This window comes from Gammaproteobacteria bacterium, assembly GCA_035546635.1.
GTDB lineage: Bacteria > Pseudomonadota > Gammaproteobacteria > JAURND01 > JAURND01 > DASZWJ01.
Window position 1 is genome coordinate 146825 of record DASZWJ010000017.1, and the last position, 20702, is coordinate 167526.

A 20702-nucleotide genomic window follows, 5' to 3' on the forward strand; every position below is an offset into this window, starting at 1 on the left:
GGGGTGAGGTCATTACTTTAACTGTGAAACGTAGTCAAAGCTTCGTTTTGTGTACTAGAGGATGAAGTACTAATAGTAGTAGTTTCAACTTGTGTGTTAGCAAGTGGATCAGCCACAACAGCAATTTCATTATTTTCTGGTTCAAGCAACTTAACTGAGGGTGTTTTGCCCACAAAACGAGAAGTTTCAGCCAATAATTTAGGTGGGTTTTCTGTCTTAAGCGTATTTTTTACTTCTACAACATCTTTATTTTTTTGCTCTGGTACTGTAGATACAGGCTCTAAACTACGCTGCTTATTTCCAACATTCTCTTGCTGTCTTGTGATAGTTTTAGACACTATGGCGCGAAGTTCAATTAGTATTTCTGCCAAACTCAACAACGGTTCTTTGATAGTTTTTGACACTAAATAATGCTTAATATAAGCATCTATTTCAGAAAGTCCTTGTAATTTATTTTCTAAATCTAGAGCTATTTTCCGCAAGTTCCTTTTTAGGGGACGCTGATCTTTCTCAATTAAAGCACCTGTGGGTAATTGTATGTGGCTAATTTTCCCCTGAATATTTCTCAACTCATCCATTAATTGATATACCTGAGATAATCTTTTCAATCCTTCAAGACAAGAGCGTATATTGATCTGTACGGCAGTCTCGGATCTTTTCAAATTTTTGGCTGCTTGTTCTAAACTCGTGGTGGCGGATTTAATTTTTGCTATAGCTAGTGAAAACTTATCAGTAATGAATGCATCATCCAGAGCTTGTGAAATAGCATTTTGCACCACCTGAGTCACCCACAACTCTGAAGACGGCGCTAGCTTTGCACGGCGTAACAACAACGGCTGGATCTTTACTACTAATTCCTCAAGTCCGAACCTTGTTAAACTTAAAGAATCTAGCCGCGGCTGATTTTTCGTATATATACCAACACAGCTTAATTCGCATTGCTGAACATTTTTTTTTGTTTTCAGAAAATATTTTTTTACTTTAACATTATCCTTTAAATTAAGAAAATTAGATATTAATTCCATTCGAGCCTGCTGCAGATTATTATGCTGCTTTTCTAATTTTACCAAGTTAATTCTCAATTGATAAGCTATCTCTGCTAACCATTGTATATTTTCTCCAATATCTGTTCTACTGGTTTTCACCTTTTCAATCTCATCAGACATTCTTTGATGCAATTGATCTAGATCTTCCTTCATGGGATTTTCTTTAGGATCTACCGTAAATATACTAATGAAACCCGTTAGGTGTTTTTTTTGCTCTAAAACTCTTCGTCCAACTTGTCCTAATTCAATGATATTTCTTTCTAATTTTTCTTTCCCTTTATCACGATAGAAAATTAATTCAGCTTCGAATGCTTCTTCCCACGGGGTCTTTACCCCAGGAATTATTTCTACTAAATTTTTGGGCGCACTTCCTCGCAGTTGTTTTGTTAAAAAATCGATTGGGTCTTCGTTGAGATCAGGAGTAGCCTTAATTACGGCTGCTTTACGCATATTTAAAATTGACTGTTCACAGCCATTATTTATATAGCACCAAGCATGGTACTCTCCTATTAAAGCTAGCATTAATATTCGTAACCTGAACCAATCTTCCAGGTATCCATTAAATTCTGGACGATTAAGTGCCAAAATGATCTGACTAAGGGTACGTAATTCAACATTAGCTATAAAAATTTTCTCACGGTACTTTTCAGTTTTTTCATTAAGCAATAGGGCTTCTGCGCGATTAGCTTTCAGCTCTTCTAGACAGGGTTTTATAATAAGAGAAGGCAGTTCTAGGAAAAAAATGGGGTCCATATCCATTTTTTTTTCCGCAGGTGCTTTATCTGATGCCTTTAATTCAGCGATGGGTTGTGATGTGGGTGAGACTATTGCAGGAGATGCGCTACTGACCAAGTAAGGGGTCGATTGTGCAGTCACAAAACTATCCTGAACTGGGCTCTTAGTTGCAACAAGAGGCTGTAATTTTATTTCTGACTCAGTAGTTTCAAGCGCAGTATCCGCTACTTCAGGTACAATCACAGAATTTTCTTGAACTGACCTCTCGATTGAAACTATAGACTGTAGTTTTATTTCTGACCCAGGAACTTCAACTACAATATTCGTTAGTTCAGGTGTAGTTACAGAACTATTCTGCACTGAGTTATTTGTTAAAACAGGTGTTTGAATTTGTTTTTTTGTTTCAGCAGTCTCTAGTTGTACATCAGTTTTTTTTGCTGATATTGATACCTCAGATCGTTGTAAAAATTGATTCCACATTCTAACTTGCTGAGTTTTTCGCTGCTCTTTCTTGCGTTTTTCATATTGTTTCTGTTTTTCTCTTTTACGTTCTAGTCGTAATTGGGTTGTTGTATTTATCGCCGAAGATTTGGAATTAGAAAATTTAGGATCTTCACCATCGGTATTGAGGTTTGTAGCCGGTGGCATATTTATAACAGGCGCCAATCCATGTGTAACAGGGCTTGTTCTTTCTGGTGGTATGGGCGGTGAATTTTCAGAAGCTTGAGGAAGCGCTGTTCCTCGTTGTGTTCTATTGGTGTAAATGACACTACCTTTGTTTAAAGATTGTGGTTTTTTACGTTCAATTACGGGAGGAGCCGAGATAAGTTCTTCAGGCTGATTTTCTACATCGCTGGACATGACTGGCAAATCTTCACTGCTGGCTAAAGTTATCGATTTTTCAGACTCAGCTTCTACTTGTAAACGATATTGTTTTAGGTAATTTAGAGAGTCCTCTTGCTGTTTTAATTGTTGTGGGTCGCTATCCATTTCTTTTTGCTTGATTGCAAGTCCTGCTATCAAAGTTGCGGATATCTCTTCTAATTCTTGTATAGAATGGACATCTCTGGACGGTTGAGGATTATCATTTTTTTTATCTGACATAAAGTTCTCCAATGCATCATACAATTAACGATTTAAATTATAAAAAACTAATGTAGCAACTCGCTTGTCGTCTCTGCAACCATAGTAGAAATTTCAGCTTTTTGTACTTCAAGTGACTTAACTGAGGTTGTTTTTCCCACAAATCGCGAACTTCCGGCCAGTAATTTAGGCGTTTCTCTTTCTGTCTCTGCTGGTGTTAATCTTTGAACTGTAGATTCTGCAGTACTTAACTGCTTTTTTTCACTACCGGTAACGTTGGGTATATTGGGCTGTAACAATTCGTTTATCCTTTGACCTTGCGTTTTCATTATGACAAACGCTCTTGCCAAAAAATAATATAGGGTATCTTTTAAATCTAGCAAGGCTCTATTCTCCACATGACGCGAAGAATTTAACTCTCGAAGATAATGATTTATTTCATCAAGCTGGCGTGATGTTTCACTGCCCAAACCCTGGCGTATGGTTTGTAATTTTTGCTGGGCTTTGGCAATTTCTAAGTGATTTTCTTGAGGTTGTAGTCTCAAGAAACGTTTTTCTTCAGCCTGAATGATTCGATGATTATGTTTCAATTTTTCAGACAATAGATATAATTCTGATATTTTTTTTAATCCTCTTAGGCTAGGTTCTATCAATCGATCAACCTCCGTCATATCGAAACGTCTCTTCATACTCACGGATGTTTGCTCTAATTTCGAAACAGCTTTTTTAATTTTATCTTGAGATTCTGAAACATTATCCGCAATTAAAGCATCATTTAACGCTAACAAAGTCGTTTTTTGCACCTCTTGAGACAACCACGGTTTTGAATTAGGCATTTGTTTTTCATGCAATAATAAAAGCGGCTGTATTTCTATTTCTAATAAATTGAGTCCAAATTGACTTAAGTTTAATTGATTAAGTTTAAGTTTCTGTTGATGTCGCTTATAGATGGCAATGCATTCTAATTCACAGCTTCGAATATCAGTGTATTTTGGAAATGTAGGTTTAGCCTTTACCTTGACACGGCCTTCGTTAAAAAAAACGGCCGCAAATTCTTTTCGACTTTCCAAGTTACGATAATTTACTTTTAATTCTTCCAAAGCAATGGTTAATTGATAGGCAATGCGTGCCAATTCTTGTGCGTTTTGATCCATTGGTTTTGGATTTAATTTAAATGATGCAAGTGTCACATCAAATTTTTCATGCGCTTCTTCCACGATATATATTAATTCCGCTTTTGGCAAATGCAAATTATGTAGATAAGCCAGGTTTGTAGGTTTTTTTTCCTGATAGGCTTGTGTTAATTCTATGCTAATTTCTTCAAGCCAAACTTGAGCTCTTAGGCGATTGGAATTTAATTCAAATGCATATTCCGCAAATATTGCCTGCATTTCTTTTGTAGGAATATCAGGTGGTTTTTTAGCCATTGCTACCATTTCTTTTAATATATTCACTCTGATTTGTTCTATCGTAGTAGAGAGATCAGTTTCCGAAAATCGAGTTAACTCGCCACTACGTAATCCTGAGATGGTGTCTTTACAACAATTATGGGTGCTAAGCCAAAGATAAGCTTCTATAGCCAAACCTGCCAACATAATCTGCACGGATTCCAAACTATTAGCATATTCGCGACAAGCTGGATCATTCAATGCTAAAGCTATCTGTCTATGAGAGCCTAATTGCTCTATGGCTAATGTAGTTCTAGCATTGTAGTATATTTGAAAACTAATCTTATCAAAATCTTTATCATGATAGCTTTTCAAATCATTCAGGCATGATAGAAGCACACCATATGACACCTTAAAAAAAATTGGATTTATTTTTACTTTTTTCTCGGTGGGTTGGTTTTTTTCTTTTGCTACAGCAGGTGGAATTAAATCAATTTTTTTATCAATGGGCGGTTTTGTAGACTCTGTTTTTAGCGGCGCTATTGTAGGAGATAAACTACTGACTAAGCGAGTTGTCGACTGTTTAGTTAAAATGGGGTTATTTTGAATTGTTGGCGTTGTTGGACGCGGCGATTTTTTTTCTGATCCAACAGTTTTAGGCAGAGCAGGTGTTTTTTTGGTTGACACTTTTGTCAAATATTGCCCCAACCTTTCCTTGTTGTCATTATGCCGTTCATCTTGTTTATTCTGTTTATATTTCTTATTTTTGGCTTTTTTACGGCTTTTTTGCAATTGGCCTCGATTGCTGACTTTTTTTTCATCTACTTGTGGTGATGATATCAGGCTTTCGTCATCATCTTTTTTTTCGCGAGGAAGTGTTGATCGGATATATATAATCTTTGGGTCAAGTTGTGTTGTCGAAGTTTTATCAACATGAGTCAGCGGTATAGAACTTTCTGCGGTTCTTCCTTCTACATTTTCAGATTGCTTTGATATATCTTCGTTTTCGTCATGAGTAGGCGGTTCAGATTCAGTTATTGCAGAAGCAGGTGGGGTCAAAATTTCATGTTCATCTACTATATCAGTAGTTATCTCTGGTAAATCTTCATCCTCAGCAGTGAATGATAGCGTAGATTCCATTGCCGTGCTCGGCTGATGGGAAACTGTTCCTCCTAAAGTCTCAGCTAAATTTTTTAAATATTCCGCAGAAGCTGTAGGTATTTGAATCTCTCCCCCTACTTTGCGGGATATGTGAATTAATTCTTCAAAACTAGCAGCTTTAGCCTTGGACTTAGGATTATGGTTTTTTTTATCTGACACACTAGTTCTCCTGCGATTTATACAATGAATGACTTATGGTAGGTTACTACGCACTTCAAACAGCACTATACTTCCCACCTGCAGCAATCCAACGAGCAATCAGCAGGCCGACCTGTTCAGGATAGTGTTGCAATAATAATAAAGAAGCCTGCTCTACATCCGGCAATAGTGCTTTATCGCGTAACAGATCAGCAATGCGCAATTGCAACAGTCCCGTTTGGCGCGTGCCCAAAACTTCTCCTGGACCACGTAATTCCAAATCTTTGCTCGCGATGACAAAACCATCTTGGCTGTCCTTAATCACCTGCAGGCGTTGTTTAGCAAACTGCGATAACGGGTACTGGTAAAGTAATATGCAATAACTGGATTCATTGCCACGACCAACGCGGCCGCGTAATTGGTGTAGTTGCGCTAAACCTAAGCGTTCTGGATTTTCAATGACCATTAAGCTGGCATTGGGCACATCGACACCGACTTCAATTACTGTGGTGGCCACTAATAAATCGATATCACCATTACGAAAGGCCAGCATGATTTGTTCTTTTTCTGTGGATTTAAGACGGCCGTGGATTAATGCCAGACGTAAGCCAGGCAGGCTCTGGGTGAGAAACGTTGCCGTGGCTTCTGCAGCCTGGCATTGCAAAACTTCTGATTCTTCAATCAGCGTACAAACCCAATAGGCTTGTCGACCTTGTCGGCAAGCAGTATCAATATGCTGCATCACTTCTTCACGGCGTAAACTTGAAATCACTGCTGTCGTAATGGGTTTGCGGCCAGGGGGTAATTCATCAATGACGGAATAGTCTAGATCAGCATAAGCTGTCATTGCCAAAGTTCTGGGGATGGGGGTGGCGGTCATAATCAGTTGATGCGGCACTAAGTCATTCTGACGACCTTTTTCTGCTAACTCCAAACGCTGCTCTACACCAAAGCGATGTTGCTCATCAATGACGACTAATCCCAGGCGGGCGAATTTGACTTCTTTTTGAAATAAGGCATGCGTACCAACAACGATTTGTGCCTGACCATTTTCAATAGAGGACAAAGCTTGCTTGCGTTCCTGTGTCGTAAGGCGACTTGCTAAAAAAACCACGTTGAGATTGAGAGGCGTCAACCACTTTTTAAAATTTTTATGGTGTTGTTCTGCTAATAATTCTGTAGGCGCCATGAATGCTGCCTGGAAGCCACTGGCTACGGCTTGCAATATGGCTAGCGCTGCCACTACCGTTTTACCTGCGCCGACATCGCCTTGTATCAAACGCAACATAGGTTTTTCATCCAGTAAATCTTTTTGTACTTCACCTGCAACACGCAGCTGTGCTTTCGTCAATTTAAAGGGTAATTGTTGCAGAAAGGGGGTAATTAACGCTTGTGTTTCTGACAAGCTCGGCGCTTTTTTCTGTTGAAAATTTTGTTTGAGCCAACGCCGACTCAGTTGATGGGCTAGTAATTCTTCAAATGCCAGACGCTGCTGCGCTGGATGTTGTCCCGAAGCCAGTTGTGCACGAGAGGCTTCGCGTGGTGGACGGTGCACATACATAATCGCCGTAGTTAAATCGGAAAATTTAAAGCGTTGAAGTAAGGTCTCGGGCAGGTATTCATCCAAACCTTGGCACTGTTTTAACAAGGCTAATGCTTGATCGGTTAATTTGCGAAAACTAGCCTGTTGTAAACCTTCGGTTGTTGGGTATATTGGCGTTAAGTTGTCTTCCACGGCAAGCGGTTCATCTGGATTGATAAATCGGTATTCGGGATGCACCATTTCATAACCGGCCATGCCCCAACGTATTTCACCAAAACAACGAATATGTGCGCCATTGCGCGCGAATGCGTCTAATTGTGATTTATTAAAATGGAAAAAACGTAAGGTGATTGTGCCGGTATGATCTGTGATTTGGCACAATAAACTTCGACGTCTACCTTGACGCAGTTGTGTGTCTTTTATGGTGCCTTGTACAACAACATGATCGCCTGGGTGCAGATCTTTAAGCGCAATGATGCGTGTGCGATCTTGATAACGTAAGGGTAAGTGGAATAACAAGTCTTGAATGGTGTGTATGCCTAATTTTTCCAGGTGGGCAGTTAGTTGTGGGCCTACGCCACGCAGGCTAGAGCAAGGCAGTTGCGATAAGGCTTTGCCTGTCTTATCAGATGGAAGGGTGGATGTTTTAAATTGAGATGCAATTTTCATAGGTTTTTATTGAGAATTAGTACCATATTCTCTCTTCTATCAGGAACTTTGTTGAATCAATGAGGAGTATTTCTTATGTTCAGCGCAATCCGCGTGAGATCCCGCGATCAAGTCGCGGGATGACGAGTGTTTTGGATAGCTTTTGCTATCTCCTCAACTACATCATCCCACGACTTGATCGCGGGATCTCAGGCGGATTGCACTAAATATAGATTGATACTCAATTTATTCGATTTAATCAAACGCTCTATCAGGGAAGAGGGACATACAATGCTAATTCTCAGCTAATGCCAAATTACCCTCATTTCAAACATCTTTAAGCTTCATAATCGCATCCACCTCCACCTCAGCATTCTTAGGTAGCGCCGACACACCAATCACAGCACGCGCTGGATAGGGAGCAGAGAAATAATGGGGCATCACTTCATTAACCACAGGAAAGTGGCCTAAATCGCGTAAGTAAACCGTCAATTTGACGACATCAGATAAACTGCCACCTGCAGCCTTAGCGACTGCACTTAAGTTATCAAAAATACGCTGTAGCTGTGCTTTTAAATCACCTGTGACCAATTCCATCGTTTGCGGATCTAAGGGAATTTGACCGGATAGGTATACATGGTTTCCGGCTTTGACTGCTTGGGAATAGGTGCCAATAGCTGCAGGGGCTTCATGGGTTTGAATAATTTGTTTCATTCGGGAAAAATCCTTATGGTTAGGAAAGATTGGGGGTTAACAAGAGAACAAAAGAACTATTTACGCGCGACTTTTATCACGTTTTTCACACGTCGTAAATTACGTATAGTCTGCGCCAGATGTCCCCGATCACGTACATGTAACTTAAACTGATTCACATAATGACGGGCATCGCGCTCTAACACGGTAATATCATCGATATTGGCATCCGCATCGGCAATCGCTTGCGCGAGTCTGGCCAGTGCACCACGCTGGTTAATGCCAGTTACTTTAATACAGGCGATAAACTCTCCTTCTACGAAAGGAGCCCAAGACACAGCCATACATTTATCCGGTTGCTGACGTAACTTAACAATACGCTTGCATTGTTCGACATGAATAATTAATCCGTGGCCGGCGCTTAATACACCGACAATAGGATCGCCGGGGATGGGATAACAACAGGTAGCAAAATGCACAACGACACCTTCCGTACCTTTAATCAATAAGGGTTTGGATTCGGCTAAGGTGATGAGTTCTGCTTCTTTGGCACCACTTGCCGCAATGGCCAATTGGTGCGCAACTAGTACCGCCAGACGATTTCCTAAACCAATTTGTTCCAATAAATCGTCAAAGGTTTCTACCTGCGCTTCTTGTACCACTGCTTGTGCTGCGCGGGTTGGGATTTTCTTGATACTAAAGGAAAGACGCTCTAAAGCTCTGCTCAGTAATTCTTTTCCAAGGGCAACTGATTCACGACGACGCTCGGTTTTCAGATAATGCCGGATGGCGCTACGCGCACGTGCTGTTACTGCAAAATCCAGCCAGGCTGGATTGGGTTGGGCGGTGGCTGTCACGATAATTTCTACGGTCTGACCACTCGCCAACACCGTAGAGAGTGGCGCCAATTGCCGATCAATCTTGCCAGCCACACACGTATTGCCGACATCAGTATGCACAGCGTAAGCAAAATCAATAATGGTCGCGCCTTTAGGTAATTCCATGATGGAACCACGTGGCGTGAACACATAGACTTCATCAGGGAATAAATCAATCTTGACGTTTTCAATAAATTCCAGCGAACTGCCGGTTTTTTGTTGCATTTCCAGCAAATTTTTTACCCATTGCTGCGCACGAATTCTGGCATCATCATGATTTTTTTCATCCAGTTTATACAACCAGTGCGCGGCAATGCCGCTTTCAGCGACCTGATTCATGGCTCTTGTGCGGATCTGTACTTCTATGGGCATACCGAAAGGACCAAATAACGTAGTGTGCAACGACTGATAACCATTGGCCTTGGGGATAGCAATATAATCTTTAAAGCGTTCCGGCAGGGGTTTATACAAGGAATGCACCACACCCAGCGCCCGGTAGCAAGCATCTACCGAATCCGTAATAATGCGAAAGCCGTACACATCATTGATGTCTTTGAAGGAAATTTTCCGCTGCAACATTTTCTGGTAAATGCTGTACAAATTCTTCTGTCGTCCTATGACTTCACAATGCGGTAACTGGCTACGGCTGATGGCTTCACGCAGCATCCGGTCCACTTCATGCATGATTTTTTTCTGATCGCCGAGGATACGCTGGACAGCACTTTTCAAAATACGAAAGCGTTGGGGGTGTAATGCTTCAAAGCCTAAGTTTTCCAGTTCAACAAAAATAGCATGCATGCCGAGGCGGTTGGCGATGGGGGCAAATATTTCCAAAGTTTCACGTGCGATACGTCGACGTTTTTCTGGGGTTAATGATACCAGGGTACGCATGTTATGCAGACGGTCGGCCAGTTTGATAATCATGACGCGGATATCCCGCGACATAGCCAATATCATTTTTTGGAAATTTTCTGCTTGCGCTTCTTGGCGATTACGAAATTCAATTAAGGTGAGTTTGCTGACGCCATCGACTAGCTCGGCGACTGAATCACCAAACTGTTTTGCCAGCATGTCTTTGGTGGTGGGGGTATCTTCGATAACATCATGTAATAATGCAGCCATCAGCGTTTCTGGATCCATACGCATGTCCGCAAGAATACAGGCAACAGCTAAAGGGTGGGTAATATAAGGTTCACCGGAAAAGCGGCTTTGATCTTTATGGGCGTCAGCCGCAAGGACATACGCTTGAAAAATTTTATCAACCGCTTCTTTGGGTAAGTAATCTAACTTTTGCTGTAATTTTTTAAACAGCCTCACCGGTTTCTCCAGAAACCGGGTGGTCAATAAGCTCTGCTGAAACTGAAACCTGTAGGACCGAATTCGCATCTTCTAAAATACCTGTATCTATTTTACCATCAGCAATTTCACGTAGTGCAACTACCGTTGGCTTATCATTTTCCCAGGAAACAAAGGGATCCGCGGCACCCATCTCCAGTTGTCTGGCACGTTTTGCAGCCACCATGACTAATATAAAACGGTTGGAAATACGCTCTAAACAATCTGATACTGTGACTCTTGCCATATTTTCCTCTTAGTTGGGGATTGCAAAAAATGTTAATCATTTACCCCTTTTTCAAAAGGGATGAGTATATTACTGTTTTTGCTGCAGTTCTGCCAGCAGCTTCTGGTTTCTCTGTAATTGCTTGGATAGTATTAGACGATTGGCGCGCACAATGGCTTGCATGTCCAGCAAGGCATCATCGAAGGAATCATTCACGACTAAATAATCAAATTCTCGATAATGTGCCACTTCACTCGCTGCGGCAGCTAAGCGTTTTTCTATCACTTCGACATGATCTTGTTGGCGGGTTTGGAGGCGTTTGCGCAATAAATCCGCTGATGGCGGTAGTATAAAAATACTCACGGATTGCGGAAATAATTTGCGCACTTGCTGCGCACCCTGCCAATCAATTTCTAGAATCACATCCGTGCCACTTTCCAATTGCTGCAAAACCCAATGACGCGAAGTACCGTAATAATTGCCAAAAACCTCAGCACTTTCCAGGAATATATCTTGAGCCAGCATGGCCTTAAATTCTGCAATGCTGACAAACCAATAATGTACGCCATGCTGTTCACCTGGGCGTTGTTCACGGGTGGTGTGAGAAATGGATATTTTAATGTCATGCAGGGTACGCACCAAAGCGCTAGTGAGGCTGGTTTTGCCTGTGCCAGAAGGCGCGGCTATGACGTATAAGGTTCCCATTAAAACTTGAGGAGGCGATGTTTGCATTCGGGTCTGCTGTGCTGTTTCAGGGTCCGCTAAACTCATTAGGCTGTGGTTTCTCGTGATAGAATAAAACGACAAGTATAGCAAAATGGGGGATGGTTTTGGAAGAATAAAAATTCTCTCTTACAGCCGTAACTTTTTTCCTTCTCCCCTTGTGGGAGAAGGGAAAAAGCTAAGGCTTATTAGAGGCCAAACAACTTACGCGCAGCTAACAATACTTGCAATTCCCCATCAAAAGCCGCTTGACGCAATTGCACCGTAGGCGCGTGCATGATTTGATTAGTCAAAACCCTAGCCATTTCTTTGAGAACTGCCTCGGGTTCCATGCCGCGCTTTAATTGGGCCATCGCTTCAGCCAATTGCGTATCACGCAACTGCTCCAGTTTTTCACGGTAAGTACAAATCGTATCGACGGCATCTAATTCTTGTAATTGACGCATAAAAAAACGCGCTTGGGCGTTGATAATTTGTTCAGCATGTTCAGCAGCATCTAAACGGGATTTAAGGTTTTCGGTCAGGATATCTTTTAAATTATCAATATTGTATAAGTAAACATCTTCCAATTGACCCACTTCTGGCTCAATATCACGCGGCACAGCCAAATCTACCATCAACAGCGGCCTACGTTTTCCCGATTTTAACGCTCGCGCCACTGTGTTTTTATTTATCAAGGGTAAGGAATTACCTGTCGCAGCAATGACCATATCAATTTTTTGTAGATAGAGGGGGATTTCTTCTAAGCTGATGACCCGAGCGGAAAACTGCTGCGCCAATTTCAGCGCTCGGGCGCGAGAACGATTGGCAATGACTATCTGCTTTACACCACTGTCCGCCAAGTGTAATGCCATTAATTCAATAATCTGACCACTGCCAATTAACAGCACCTGACATTTGGCAAGGTTGGCAAAAATCCGTTTGGCCAGGTTAACGGCAGCAGAGGCAACTGAAACGGGATTAGCTCCGATATCTGTATCAGTACGCACTTGTTTAGTCACGGTAAATACTTTACTCAACAACCGACTGAGATGCGTGCCCACTGCGCCTACTTCTCGCGCAAAAGCAAAGGCTTGTTTCATCTGGCCTAAAATCTGCGGCTCACCTAACACCATGGAATCAAGACCGCTGGCTACGCGCATGATGTGGCTTACCGCTTGTTGATCTTGGTAGCAATACCAGTGATCTGTATCAGCAACTTGTTTAATGTCGGGATGCTGGGCGAGCCAATGACCCAAACGGCCGGGGTCAGAGGTATGGCTATAGATTTCAGTGCGGTTACAGGTGGATAAAATCATGGCTTCATTGGCTGCGCCTATTTGCAGAAGTTGACGCAAAGTATCAGAGGTATTCTCTGGCGCGAACACCACCTGCTCGCGTAATGCGACGGAGGCAGTTTTATGATTGAGTCCACATGCGATAAAGGCCATAATTTAGCATAAACCATTAGCTGGCGAAGTGACAAGGGGATTTAACTGAGGGTTTGCAGCTATTCAAACTGCAAATGATGGCATTCTCAGATGATTTTATGTTTGCCATTAGACTCACTTCCACCTAAACTACGGTATTAACGTATTGAACCTCCTTCTCTTTATCGAAGAAGGAGAAAAAATAAAGGAGCCGTTACACGTTTACACATCAAACATCGGCATATCTTTAAACTAAAATGGACTAGGTTAAATCATGACAAAGCAATTTATCCGCCCTTTTTTAATCGGCACTGTGTGCGTGTTGTTAATTAGTTGCGCTACCACCAAGCCGCCAGTAACACCCTCACCTGCACAAACACCTACTGTAGCTGCGCCCACACCGCAAGTGCTTTCTTGGCCGCAACGTTATTCACAACTCAGTGATATTAATCACTTTAGCGTCTTAGGTTCAGCGAGCATCACACACCAAAATAAAACTGATTTGGCTTCGCTATCTTGGACTCAGCATGAAAGTGCCAATTATGTGTTAGCGCTTTATGGTCCCTTAAGTTTAGGCCACTTATCCATTACCGGAAGACCTGGCCTCGTTACACTACAACAATCAGGCAAACCAACTGTATCTGCCAAGAGTGCTGAGGCATTAATGCAGCAACAACTGGGTTGGCAAATGCCGGTTACTAACCTTTATTATTGGGTTCGCGGCTTAGCTGCACCTGGCGCAACGGCTGATTTCAAATTTGACAAACAAAACCATATTGTCGCTATGACACAAAATGGTTGGACTATCAATTACTTAGGATTTATGCAGGTTAATCATGTGGATTTACCGCAAAAGATTACTTTGTCCAATCCTAATCTGCGAGCCACTCTGGCTATTCGGCAGTGGATAGTGGCGCCTGTTGCGCAGCAAGTGGCGTTAGAGAATAAGTAATCCTCTTACAGCTCTTACAGCCATGACTTTTTTCCTTCTCCCACAAGGGGAGAAGGAAAAAAGCTAAGGTTGTAAGAGAAGTAATTATAAATGAGACAAAACCGTTGGTATGCAAACCCTAACACTACCCGCCCCAGCTAAACTGAATTTATTTTTACATATCAACGGCCGTCGCGAGGACGGCTATCATAATTTGCAAACTGTGTTTCAACTGCTGAACTATGGCGATACGCTGCATTTCAAACCGCGCTCTGACGATCAAATCCTCCTATTGTCTGATTTTGACATTCCCATGGAACAAAATCTCATCTGGCGTGCAGCAAAATCGCTTTCTGCATTAACGCCTAGAAAAAATGGCATCACCATACAACTGGAAAAACGTTTACCTCTGGGGGGTGGCGTTGGCGGAGGGAGTTCGGATGCGGCAACCACCTTGGTTGCTTTAAACAAATTGTGGGGGCTAAATCTGCCCATTAACCAGCTGGCCGCCATTGGCAAACAGTTGGGTGCAGATGTCCCTGTTTTTATTTACGGTCATTCTGCCTGGGGAGAAGGAATTGGTGAATTATTAACTCCAGTGAAGTTACCACCCAGCTGGTATTTAGTCCTAGTGCCAGAATGCCAAGTCACCACAGCTGAAATTTTTTCACATCCAGAATTGACACGCGACACGCCACGCATCACAATACACGACTTTCTAGCAGGTGCTGGGCGAAATGATTTTGAACCGCTGGTGCGCAAGCGCTATCCTGTGATTAATGAGGCGTTAAACTGGCTGACACAATTTAACACAGCGCACTTAACCGGCTCCGGCAGCTCGGTATTTGCAGCCTTTCCTACATTCAATCAAGCAATGCAGGTAGCAAAACAGGTCCCATCCTGTTATAAATACTTTATCGCCGAAGGGGTAAATCGTTCACCCTTATTTGCAGCACCGAACGGCCTTGAGCAGACTACCGGCATTAGTTAGAATAGTTGTACAGATATTGGGGTGTCGCCAAGCGGTAAGGCACGGGGTTTTGATCCCCGCATACCCAGGTTCGAATCCTGGCACCCCAGCCACCCACGTTATCAACACCCCACTTCTTCCCGCATGATACCGAGGAATTATCAGTGTCCAATATAAAAATTTTCACCGGAAACGCTAATCCGGCACTCGCCGAACAAGTCGCTTATCACCTCAAAATACCTTTAGGCAAAGCACTAGTAAGCAGCTTCAGCGATGGCGAAACCATGGTGGAAATTTTTGAAAATGTTCGCGGCCATCAAACGTTTATCATCCAACCTACTTGTGCACCTGCCAACAATAATCTGATGGAATTGCTGGCCATGGCTGATGCCTTGCGCCGTTCTTCAGCTGCAGGCATTACTGCAGTAGTGCCCTACTTTGGTTATGGCCGTCAAGACCGACGTGTCCGCTCTGCCCGAGTACCCATTACTGCAAAAGTTGTCGCTGATATGATTTCGGTTGTGGGAATTGATCGCATTATTACTGTTGACTTGCATGCTGACCAAATTCAAGGTTTTTTCTATATTCCTGTCGATAATATTTACGCCACTCCTATTTTACTTAATGATATTCGCCATAAAAAATACCCGCATCCATTAATGATTTCGCCTGATGTCGGCGGCGTATTGCGCGCACGCGCCACTGCTAAACAACTGGATGACTGCGAATTAGCTATTATCGATAAGCGCCGCCCGCGTCCTAATGAAGCAGAAATTATGAATATTATCGGTGATGCTGATGGCAAAAATTGCATTATTGTTGATGACATGGTCGATACCGGGGGCACCCTATGCCAGGCAGCTAAGGCATTAAAAGAGCGGGGCGCACTCACGGTGACAGCTTATTGCACCCACCCCATTCTTTCTGGTAAGGCCGTAGAAAATATACAAAATTCTGATTTGGATGAGCTGATAATCACAGATACCATTCCGCTAACCGAAACTGCGCAGCAAGCAACTAAAATACGACAACTCAGTATTAGCGAATTATTGGCGGAGACGATTTACCGAGTGAATCATAAGGAATCGGTTAGCTCGATGTTTTCGGGATGAAATTAATTAATGGGTTGGCAATCTATCCATAGTTAAATGCCATCCGCCTGAGCGATCAAGTGGCGGGGTGACAAGTATTTTGGATAACTTTCGCTATCCCCTAAGCTACGTCAATTTACTCAAATACTCAGCCTTCTACCTTCGTCATGACTACGCACCGCCAACTCAATGATCTTAATCACATTAAGCCCGTCATAAGCACTCACCGGTGGTTGGCTTTTTTCTAAAATCGCGAAATACATTTTTTCATAATATTCACGATAACGTCCCATAGGCAGATTAATTTTACCTTCAATATCATGTCCTCCGGCATCCACTGTAATTTCCATGACATTATCCAGATAATTTTTCACACCAAATAACGGATCCACTTCAGTTTTTTCATGCAGCGCACGGAGCAAACTCTCTTGGGGATCTTGTCCATATTTAATAAAACTACCTTTCGAGCCATGCGCTATAAATCTCGGACCCGATTTTTTCACTACTGCGCCTGCATGTAATACCACCCGCAATCCCTCATAACCCAGAATAATATGAAAATAATCATCAACTACCGCATCGACACGCTGAGTAGTGATATCTGCATAAATAGACTGTGGCCAGCCAAACAAACACAAGGCTTGATCTATCAAATGCGAACCCAGATCATATAAAATACCCGATCCCGCCAGTTGCTGTTCACGCCATTTTGCGCTGTTTACCTCCGGCCTGAAACGTTCAAAACGGATTTCACAATAATTGATATCGCCTAAACGGTCTTGGCTGATACATTCTTGCAATGCTAGAAAATCATTGTCCCAACGGCGATTATGGTAAACACTTAAAAGCAGATTTTTTCTGTGCGCCAAATGAATTAATTCCTCACCTTGCGTTCTATTTGACACAAAAGGTTTTTCGATTACGACATGTTTTTTAGCATCGAGCGCCATTTTAGCTAATGGATAATGAGATTCATTAGGGGAACAGATCACTACCAGATCAATATTACCGTCATCGATTAGCTGCTCTGGCTCTGCATAAACTGTGGCTAAAGGATAAGCATATTTAACTTTTTCAGGCTGTCTCGAAGCCACTGCTGCTAATTCCAGTTGTTTTACTTGCGAAATCACCGGCGCATGAAATACTGCACCTGATAATCCAAATCCTATGATACCGACTTTTAATTTCTGCATGTTTTACTTTCCTACTGTTCTTTATAGAATTCCTATGTTACGTTATAACATAGGTTCGCTTGAATGCTCCAAGTAGTCTTAGGTAATAATACACCATGTTAAAAAAAATCATCCTTATTTTACTGCTAATTTTTAGCACCTCCCTCTTCGCCAAACCTATCACTATCGTCGCTGCTGAAAATTTTTATGGTGATATTGCCCAACAAATTGGCGGCCCCTATGTCACCGTCACCCATATTTTGAACAATCCTAATCAAGACCCGCATTTATTCAGCAGCAACCCCAGCACGGCTAAAAGTATTGCCACAGCTGATTTGGTGATTTACAACGGCCTGGATTATGATCCGTGGATGGCTAACTTACTAGCGCCTACGCCACTTAAACCGCGCCAGGTTATCGTAGTTGCTGATTTATTAAGAAAAAAACGCGGCGATAACCCGCACATTTGGTACGATCCTGTTGTCATGCTAACCTTTGCAGATAATTTAACCCAAAAACTAAGCCAAATGGATCCACAACATCAAAATTGGTATCAACAACAGTTCACTCAATTTAAACAGCAATATAGCGCTCTCTCCCATCAAATGACAGCACTCAAACAACAACTACAGAACGTACCTGTCATTGCCACTGAACCAGTATTCAATGAAATGGCAAAAGCCTTAGGCTTAAAAATGTATGGTAACAGTTTTCAACTCAGCGTCATGAATGATACTGAACCCAGCGCCAACGATATCCGAGATTTTGAAGATAAATTACAAACACATCAGGTAAAAGTGCTGATATATAATAATCAAGTGAACAACCCGCTCACTGAAAACCTTCGGCACCTAGCAGAAAAAATGTCAATCCCGGTAGTGGGCGTCAGCGAAACACAACCCGTAGGACAAGATTATTTTAGTTGGATGCAACATGAATTAAATGAACTTGCAGAGGCATTAGGCAAACAAAAGTAAAATGAACGCAATCGAATTTCACAATCTAACCCTTGGCTTTGCACAAAAAAAACTGTTGACTGATTTCAGCATGACCATTCAGCAAGGGGAATTTATCGGCATTTTTGGTCCCAATGGCGCCGGCAAAAGCACTTTGTTACGCACCATACTTGGCCTTTTACGCCCTTTAAGCGGTCACCTCCATGTCTATAACCATCCACCCCAACGCGGCAACCGTGATATAGGCTACATGCCACAACTACGACCCCAGCGTACAACACATCCATTAACAAGCAAAACCCATCTCCAAGCAACTGCTTTAGGATTAGGCTGGGGATTACCGCTCTTAAATAAGACACAACGTGCGCGCCTAGCAGAAGTCATCGCTCTAACCGGTCTTGAGGATATTATCGAGCAACCTTACGCACAATTATCCGGTGGTGAAAGACAGCGCTTAGGGCTGGCACAAGCCTTAATCAATCAGCCCCAAGCCTTATTATTGGATGAGCCGCTCAGCAGCCTTGATCTCAAACAACAAGAAAAAATGATTGCCTTGGTTAAAAACATTCAGCAGCAATTAAAAATCACCGTATTGTTTACCGCCCATGATATTAATCCATTATTGCAAGTGATGGATCGCATTATTTATTTAGCTCATGGTAAAGCGGCCATTGGCACTGTTGCCGAAGTAGTGAATAGCGACACCTTGAGCTGGCTTTATGACACACCTCTTGAAGTCATACCCTGGGAGCAAAGTCTATTAGTCGTACATAAAAAATCCGGTATTTTTCGAGACTCACACCATCATGACCCTATTTAGTGATTTATTTGCTTATGAGTTTATGCGCAATGCTTTTGCTGCTGGCACTATCGCTGCCATTGTCGCTGCAATCGTCGGGTATTTTGTGGTATTACGCGGCCAGACTTTTGCCGGACATGCTTTAAGTCATATTGGCTTTGCGGGTGCAGCAGGTGCAGGATTGGTGGGAATTTTACCCGCAACAGGGCAATTACTACTTAGCCTTTTAGCTTCCATTGGCATGGGTAGTCTCGGTGAAAAAGCTGCCAAAAGCGATATTGCTATCGGTATCACGCTAGCGTTTTCTCTCGGGTTAGGGGTGTTATTTTTATATTTTTATACAAATTACGCCGGTCATGCGACCGTGATTTTATTTGGAGACTTATTTGGGGTATCGACAAAAACCATTCAGAGTATGCTGATTTATTCTCTAATCAGTCTACTGGGCGTGGCTTTATTAGGTAAACGCCTGTTGTTTGCCAGCTTAGAACCGGAATTAGCACAGGCTAAAGGCATTTCTTTGCGTTTTTTATCCATATGGTTTTTTATGTTGGTTTCCATTGCTGTGACTGAAGCCAGCCAGGTTGTTGGTATATTACTGGTATTTACTTTGCTGATAGGTCCGCCCGCTAGTGCGTTAAGCTGCACCCGAAAATTTTGGAAAGGACTTGGGCTATCGGTATTAATTGGCGTCATTATGGTTTGGCTAGGAATTATTTTGTCTTATATTACTAACTGGCCGGTATCATTTTGGATCAGTGCTTTGGTTTTGGTGGGTTATTTAGGCTTTAAAAATCTGTCCATGTTTTGGTCATAATTGCCCCAACTGTCATTGGGCAGACAAACGCTTGGAGTATAAGTATTCCGCTAAATTTCTTATACAATATTCTGTAAGCCTTTCAACTGATTCTTTGGTATACCACATAATATGAGGTGTCACAAAAACTTTGGGATGGTCAATTAAAGGATTACTTGAGTTAGGTAGTTCTTGTTCCAAAACATCCAGGCTTGCATAGGCAACAATTTCATTATCTAGTGCTCTCAAAAGAGCAGACTCATCCACTACACCTCCCCTAGCAGCATTGATAAGATAAACCCCTTTTTTCATTAATTTAAATTCTTCATCACTCAACAAATGATAGGTTTTTTCATTGAGTGGACAATGCAGCACAATAAAATCTGCTTTAGAATACATGTCTTTTAAATTGTCCTTATTCGTTTTAGAATCTGCGCTGATGACTACCATACCAAATGCTTTTGCTAATTCTGCTACCCTGCTACCTATTCTTCCCACCCCCACCAGCAATAATGTTTTATTTTTTAGCTCCACTCCTTGAAAACTTAAATAATTCCAGTTACCTTTTAGTACATCTTGATGCGCTTCTCTTATTTTATTCGCTATAAAAATCATCATTCCTATAGTCTTCTCAGCAACTGACTCTGTTGAATAATCTGGGACATTTTTTACAAGAATTCCCGCTTCCATGGCAGCATCTAAATCAATATTATCCATACCCGTAGACCAGGTTTGTATAAATCGTAATTTCTTGCATTGCCGTATAATTTTTTTAGTGATATGAATTGATATGTTAATGATAATTGCTTCAGCTTCTCCAATTCTTTGCATTATTTCCTTTTCATCAGTTGGCGAATTTGGATTATCTGCAGCTATGTAAGAGACACCTAAATTTTTGAGAGTGACTAATTGCTGTTTTGAGAGATGAATTTTTCCAATGATTTTGGCAACAGACATATTTTTCTCCTTCCGATTTATACT

At 41.9% G+C, this 20702-nt stretch carries 16 protein-coding genes and 1 tRNA gene; 7 read left to right on the forward strand and 10 right to left on the reverse strand.

Going from position 1 to position 20702, the window contains the following annotated elements; all coding sequences use genetic code 11:
* Positions 1-17 precede the first annotated feature (17 nt).
* The 8 genes from VHE99_03480 to hemA all read right to left on the reverse strand — a co-directional run bounded on the left by VHE99_03480 (position 18) and on the right by hemA (position 13027).
* Positions 18-2885 carry a hypothetical protein gene (locus VHE99_03480; protein ID HVV68085.1) on the reverse strand — a complete coding sequence of 956 codons (2868 nt, stop codon included), beginning with the start codon at positions 2883-2885 and terminating at the stop codon, positions 18-20.
* 47 nt (positions 2886-2932) lie between these two features.
* Positions 2933-5572: a hypothetical protein gene (locus tag VHE99_03485; protein HVV68086.1), complete on the reverse strand. Its 2640-nt coding sequence runs from the start codon at positions 5570-5572 to the stop codon at positions 2933-2935.
* A 55-nt stretch (positions 5573-5627) separates the two neighbouring features.
* A complete protein-coding gene (gene recG, locus VHE99_03490; GenBank protein ID HVV68087.1) occupies positions 5628-7763 on the reverse strand; it encodes an ATP-dependent DNA helicase RecG in 2136 nt (711 codons plus the stop codon).
* Positions 7764-8069: 306 nt separating this feature from the next.
* Positions 8070-8456, reverse strand: a complete 387-nt coding sequence (locus tag VHE99_03495; GenBank protein HVV68088.1) for a RidA family protein — start codon at positions 8454-8456, stop codon at positions 8070-8072.
* Positions 8457-8512: 56 nt separating this feature from the next.
* On the reverse strand, positions 8513-10630 hold the full coding sequence (locus VHE99_03500) for a RelA/SpoT family protein (GenBank protein ID HVV68089.1): 2118 nt from the start codon (positions 10628-10630) through the stop codon (positions 8513-8515).
* On the reverse strand, positions 10617-10895 hold the full coding sequence (rpoZ, locus tag VHE99_03505) for a DNA-directed RNA polymerase subunit omega (GenBank protein ID HVV68090.1): 279 nt from the start codon (positions 10893-10895) through the stop codon (positions 10617-10619). The genes VHE99_03500 and rpoZ overlap by 14 nt, the downstream gene beginning before the upstream one ends.
* Positions 10896-10964: 69 nt before the next feature.
* Complete coding sequence (gene gmk / locus VHE99_03510) at positions 10965-11606, reverse strand: guanylate kinase (GenBank protein HVV68091.1); 642 nt, start codon at positions 11604-11606, stop codon at positions 10965-10967.
* Positions 11607-11785: 179 nt separating this feature from the next.
* Positions 11786-13027 (reverse strand): glutamyl-tRNA reductase, encoded by a 1242-nt coding sequence (gene hemA, locus VHE99_03515; GenBank protein HVV68092.1) that lies wholly within the window; start codon positions 13025-13027, stop codon positions 11786-11788.
* A 253-nt stretch (positions 13028-13280) separates the two neighbouring features.
* Here hemA and lolB point away from each other — a divergent pair, with 253 nt between their 5' ends.
* From lolB to VHE99_03535, 4 genes are all read left to right on the forward strand, one after another.
* On the forward strand, positions 13281-13958 hold the full coding sequence (lolB, locus tag VHE99_03520; protein HVV68093.1) for a lipoprotein insertase outer membrane protein LolB: 678 nt from the start codon (positions 13281-13283) through the stop codon (positions 13956-13958).
* 109 nt (positions 13959-14067) lie between these two features.
* Positions 14068-14928, forward strand: a complete 861-nt coding sequence (gene ispE / locus VHE99_03525; GenBank protein HVV68094.1) for a 4-(cytidine 5'-diphospho)-2-C-methyl-D-erythritol kinase — start codon at positions 14068-14070, stop codon at positions 14926-14928.
* Positions 14929-14945: 17 nt separating this feature from the next.
* Positions 14946-15020: transfer RNA gene (locus tag VHE99_03530), tRNA-Gln, on the forward strand.
* Between the two features lie 51 nt (positions 15021-15071).
* The gene (locus tag VHE99_03535; GenBank protein ID HVV68095.1) at positions 15072-16019 is read left to right on the forward strand and encodes a ribose-phosphate pyrophosphokinase; all 948 of its coding nucleotides are present in this window, start codon (positions 15072-15074) and stop codon (positions 16017-16019) included.
* Between the two features lie 119 nt (positions 16020-16138).
* Here VHE99_03535 and VHE99_03540 read toward each other — a convergent pair whose 3' ends face one another.
* Positions 16139-17191, reverse strand: coding sequence for an oxidoreductase (locus VHE99_03540; GenBank protein ID HVV68096.1), 1053 nt, complete (start codon positions 17189-17191; stop codon positions 16139-16141).
* 95 nt (positions 17192-17286) lie between these two features.
* Between VHE99_03540 and VHE99_03545 the strand changes: the two genes are divergently transcribed.
* From VHE99_03545 to VHE99_03555, 3 genes are read left to right on the forward strand one after another with little or no spacing between them, the layout of a single operon-like run.
* Positions 17287-18147, forward strand: a complete 861-nt coding sequence (locus tag VHE99_03545; GenBank protein ID HVV68097.1) for a zinc ABC transporter substrate-binding protein — start codon at positions 17287-17289, stop codon at positions 18145-18147.
* Between the two features lies 1 nt (position 18148).
* Positions 18149-18946, forward strand: coding sequence for an ATP-binding cassette domain-containing protein (locus VHE99_03550; GenBank protein HVV68098.1), 798 nt, complete (start codon positions 18149-18151; stop codon positions 18944-18946).
* Positions 18933-19742, forward strand: coding sequence for a metal ABC transporter permease (locus tag VHE99_03555; GenBank protein ID HVV68099.1), 810 nt, complete (start codon positions 18933-18935; stop codon positions 19740-19742). Before VHE99_03550 ends, VHE99_03555 begins: the two co-directional genes overlap by 14 nt.
* A 12-nt stretch (positions 19743-19754) precedes the next feature.
* Here the strand turns inward: VHE99_03555 and VHE99_03560 are convergent, their stop codons facing one another.
* Positions 19755-20678, reverse strand: coding sequence for an NAD(P)-dependent oxidoreductase (locus VHE99_03560; protein HVV68100.1), 924 nt, complete (start codon positions 20676-20678; stop codon positions 19755-19757).
* Positions 20679-20702 lie beyond the last annotated feature (24 nt).

What these genes read in the sequence shown, in the direction of transcription:
- recG (HVV68087.1), bottom strand. Translation starts at nt 7,763, where the DNA reads ATGAAAATTGCATCTCAATTTAAAACATCCACCCTTCCATCTGATAAG.
- lolB (HVV68093.1), top strand. Translation starts at nt 13,281, where the DNA reads ATGACAAAGCAATTTATCCGCCCTTTTTTAATCGGCACTGTGTGCGTG.
- VHE99_03560 (HVV68100.1), bottom strand. Translation starts at nt 20,678, where the DNA reads ATGTCTGTTGCCAAAATCATTGGAAAAATTCATCTCTCAAAACAGCAA.
- VHE99_03545 (HVV68097.1), top strand. Translation starts at nt 17,287, where the DNA reads ATGTTAAAAAAAATCATCCTTATTTTACTGCTAATTTTTAGCACCTCC.
- VHE99_03480 (HVV68085.1), bottom strand. Translation starts at nt 2,885, where the DNA reads ATGTCAGATAAAAAAAATGATAATCCTCAACCGTCCAGAGATGTCCAT.
- VHE99_03555 (HVV68099.1), top strand. Translation starts at nt 18,933, where the DNA reads ATGACCCTATTTAGTGATTTATTTGCTTATGAGTTTATGCGCAATGCT.
- ispE (HVV68094.1), top strand. Translation starts at nt 14,068, where the DNA reads ATGCAAACCCTAACACTACCCGCCCCAGCTAAACTGAATTTATTTTTA.
- rpoZ (HVV68090.1), bottom strand. Translation starts at nt 10,895, where the DNA reads ATGGCAAGAGTCACAGTATCAGATTGTTTAGAGCGTATTTCCAACCGT.
- VHE99_03495 (HVV68088.1), bottom strand. Translation starts at nt 8,456, where the DNA reads ATGAAACAAATTATTCAAACCCATGAAGCCCCTGCAGCTATTGGCACC.
- VHE99_03550 (HVV68098.1), top strand. Translation starts at nt 18,149, where the DNA reads ATGAACGCAATCGAATTTCACAATCTAACCCTTGGCTTTGCACAAAAA.
- hemA (HVV68092.1), bottom strand. Translation starts at nt 13,027, where the DNA reads ATGGCCTTTATCGCATGTGGACTCAATCATAAAACTGCCTCCGTCGCA.
- gmk (HVV68091.1), bottom strand. Translation starts at nt 11,606, where the DNA reads ATGCAAACATCGCCTCCTCAAGTTTTAATGGGAACCTTATACGTCATA.
- VHE99_03540 (HVV68096.1), bottom strand. Translation starts at nt 17,191, where the DNA reads ATGCAGAAATTAAAAGTCGGTATCATAGGATTTGGATTATCAGGTGCA.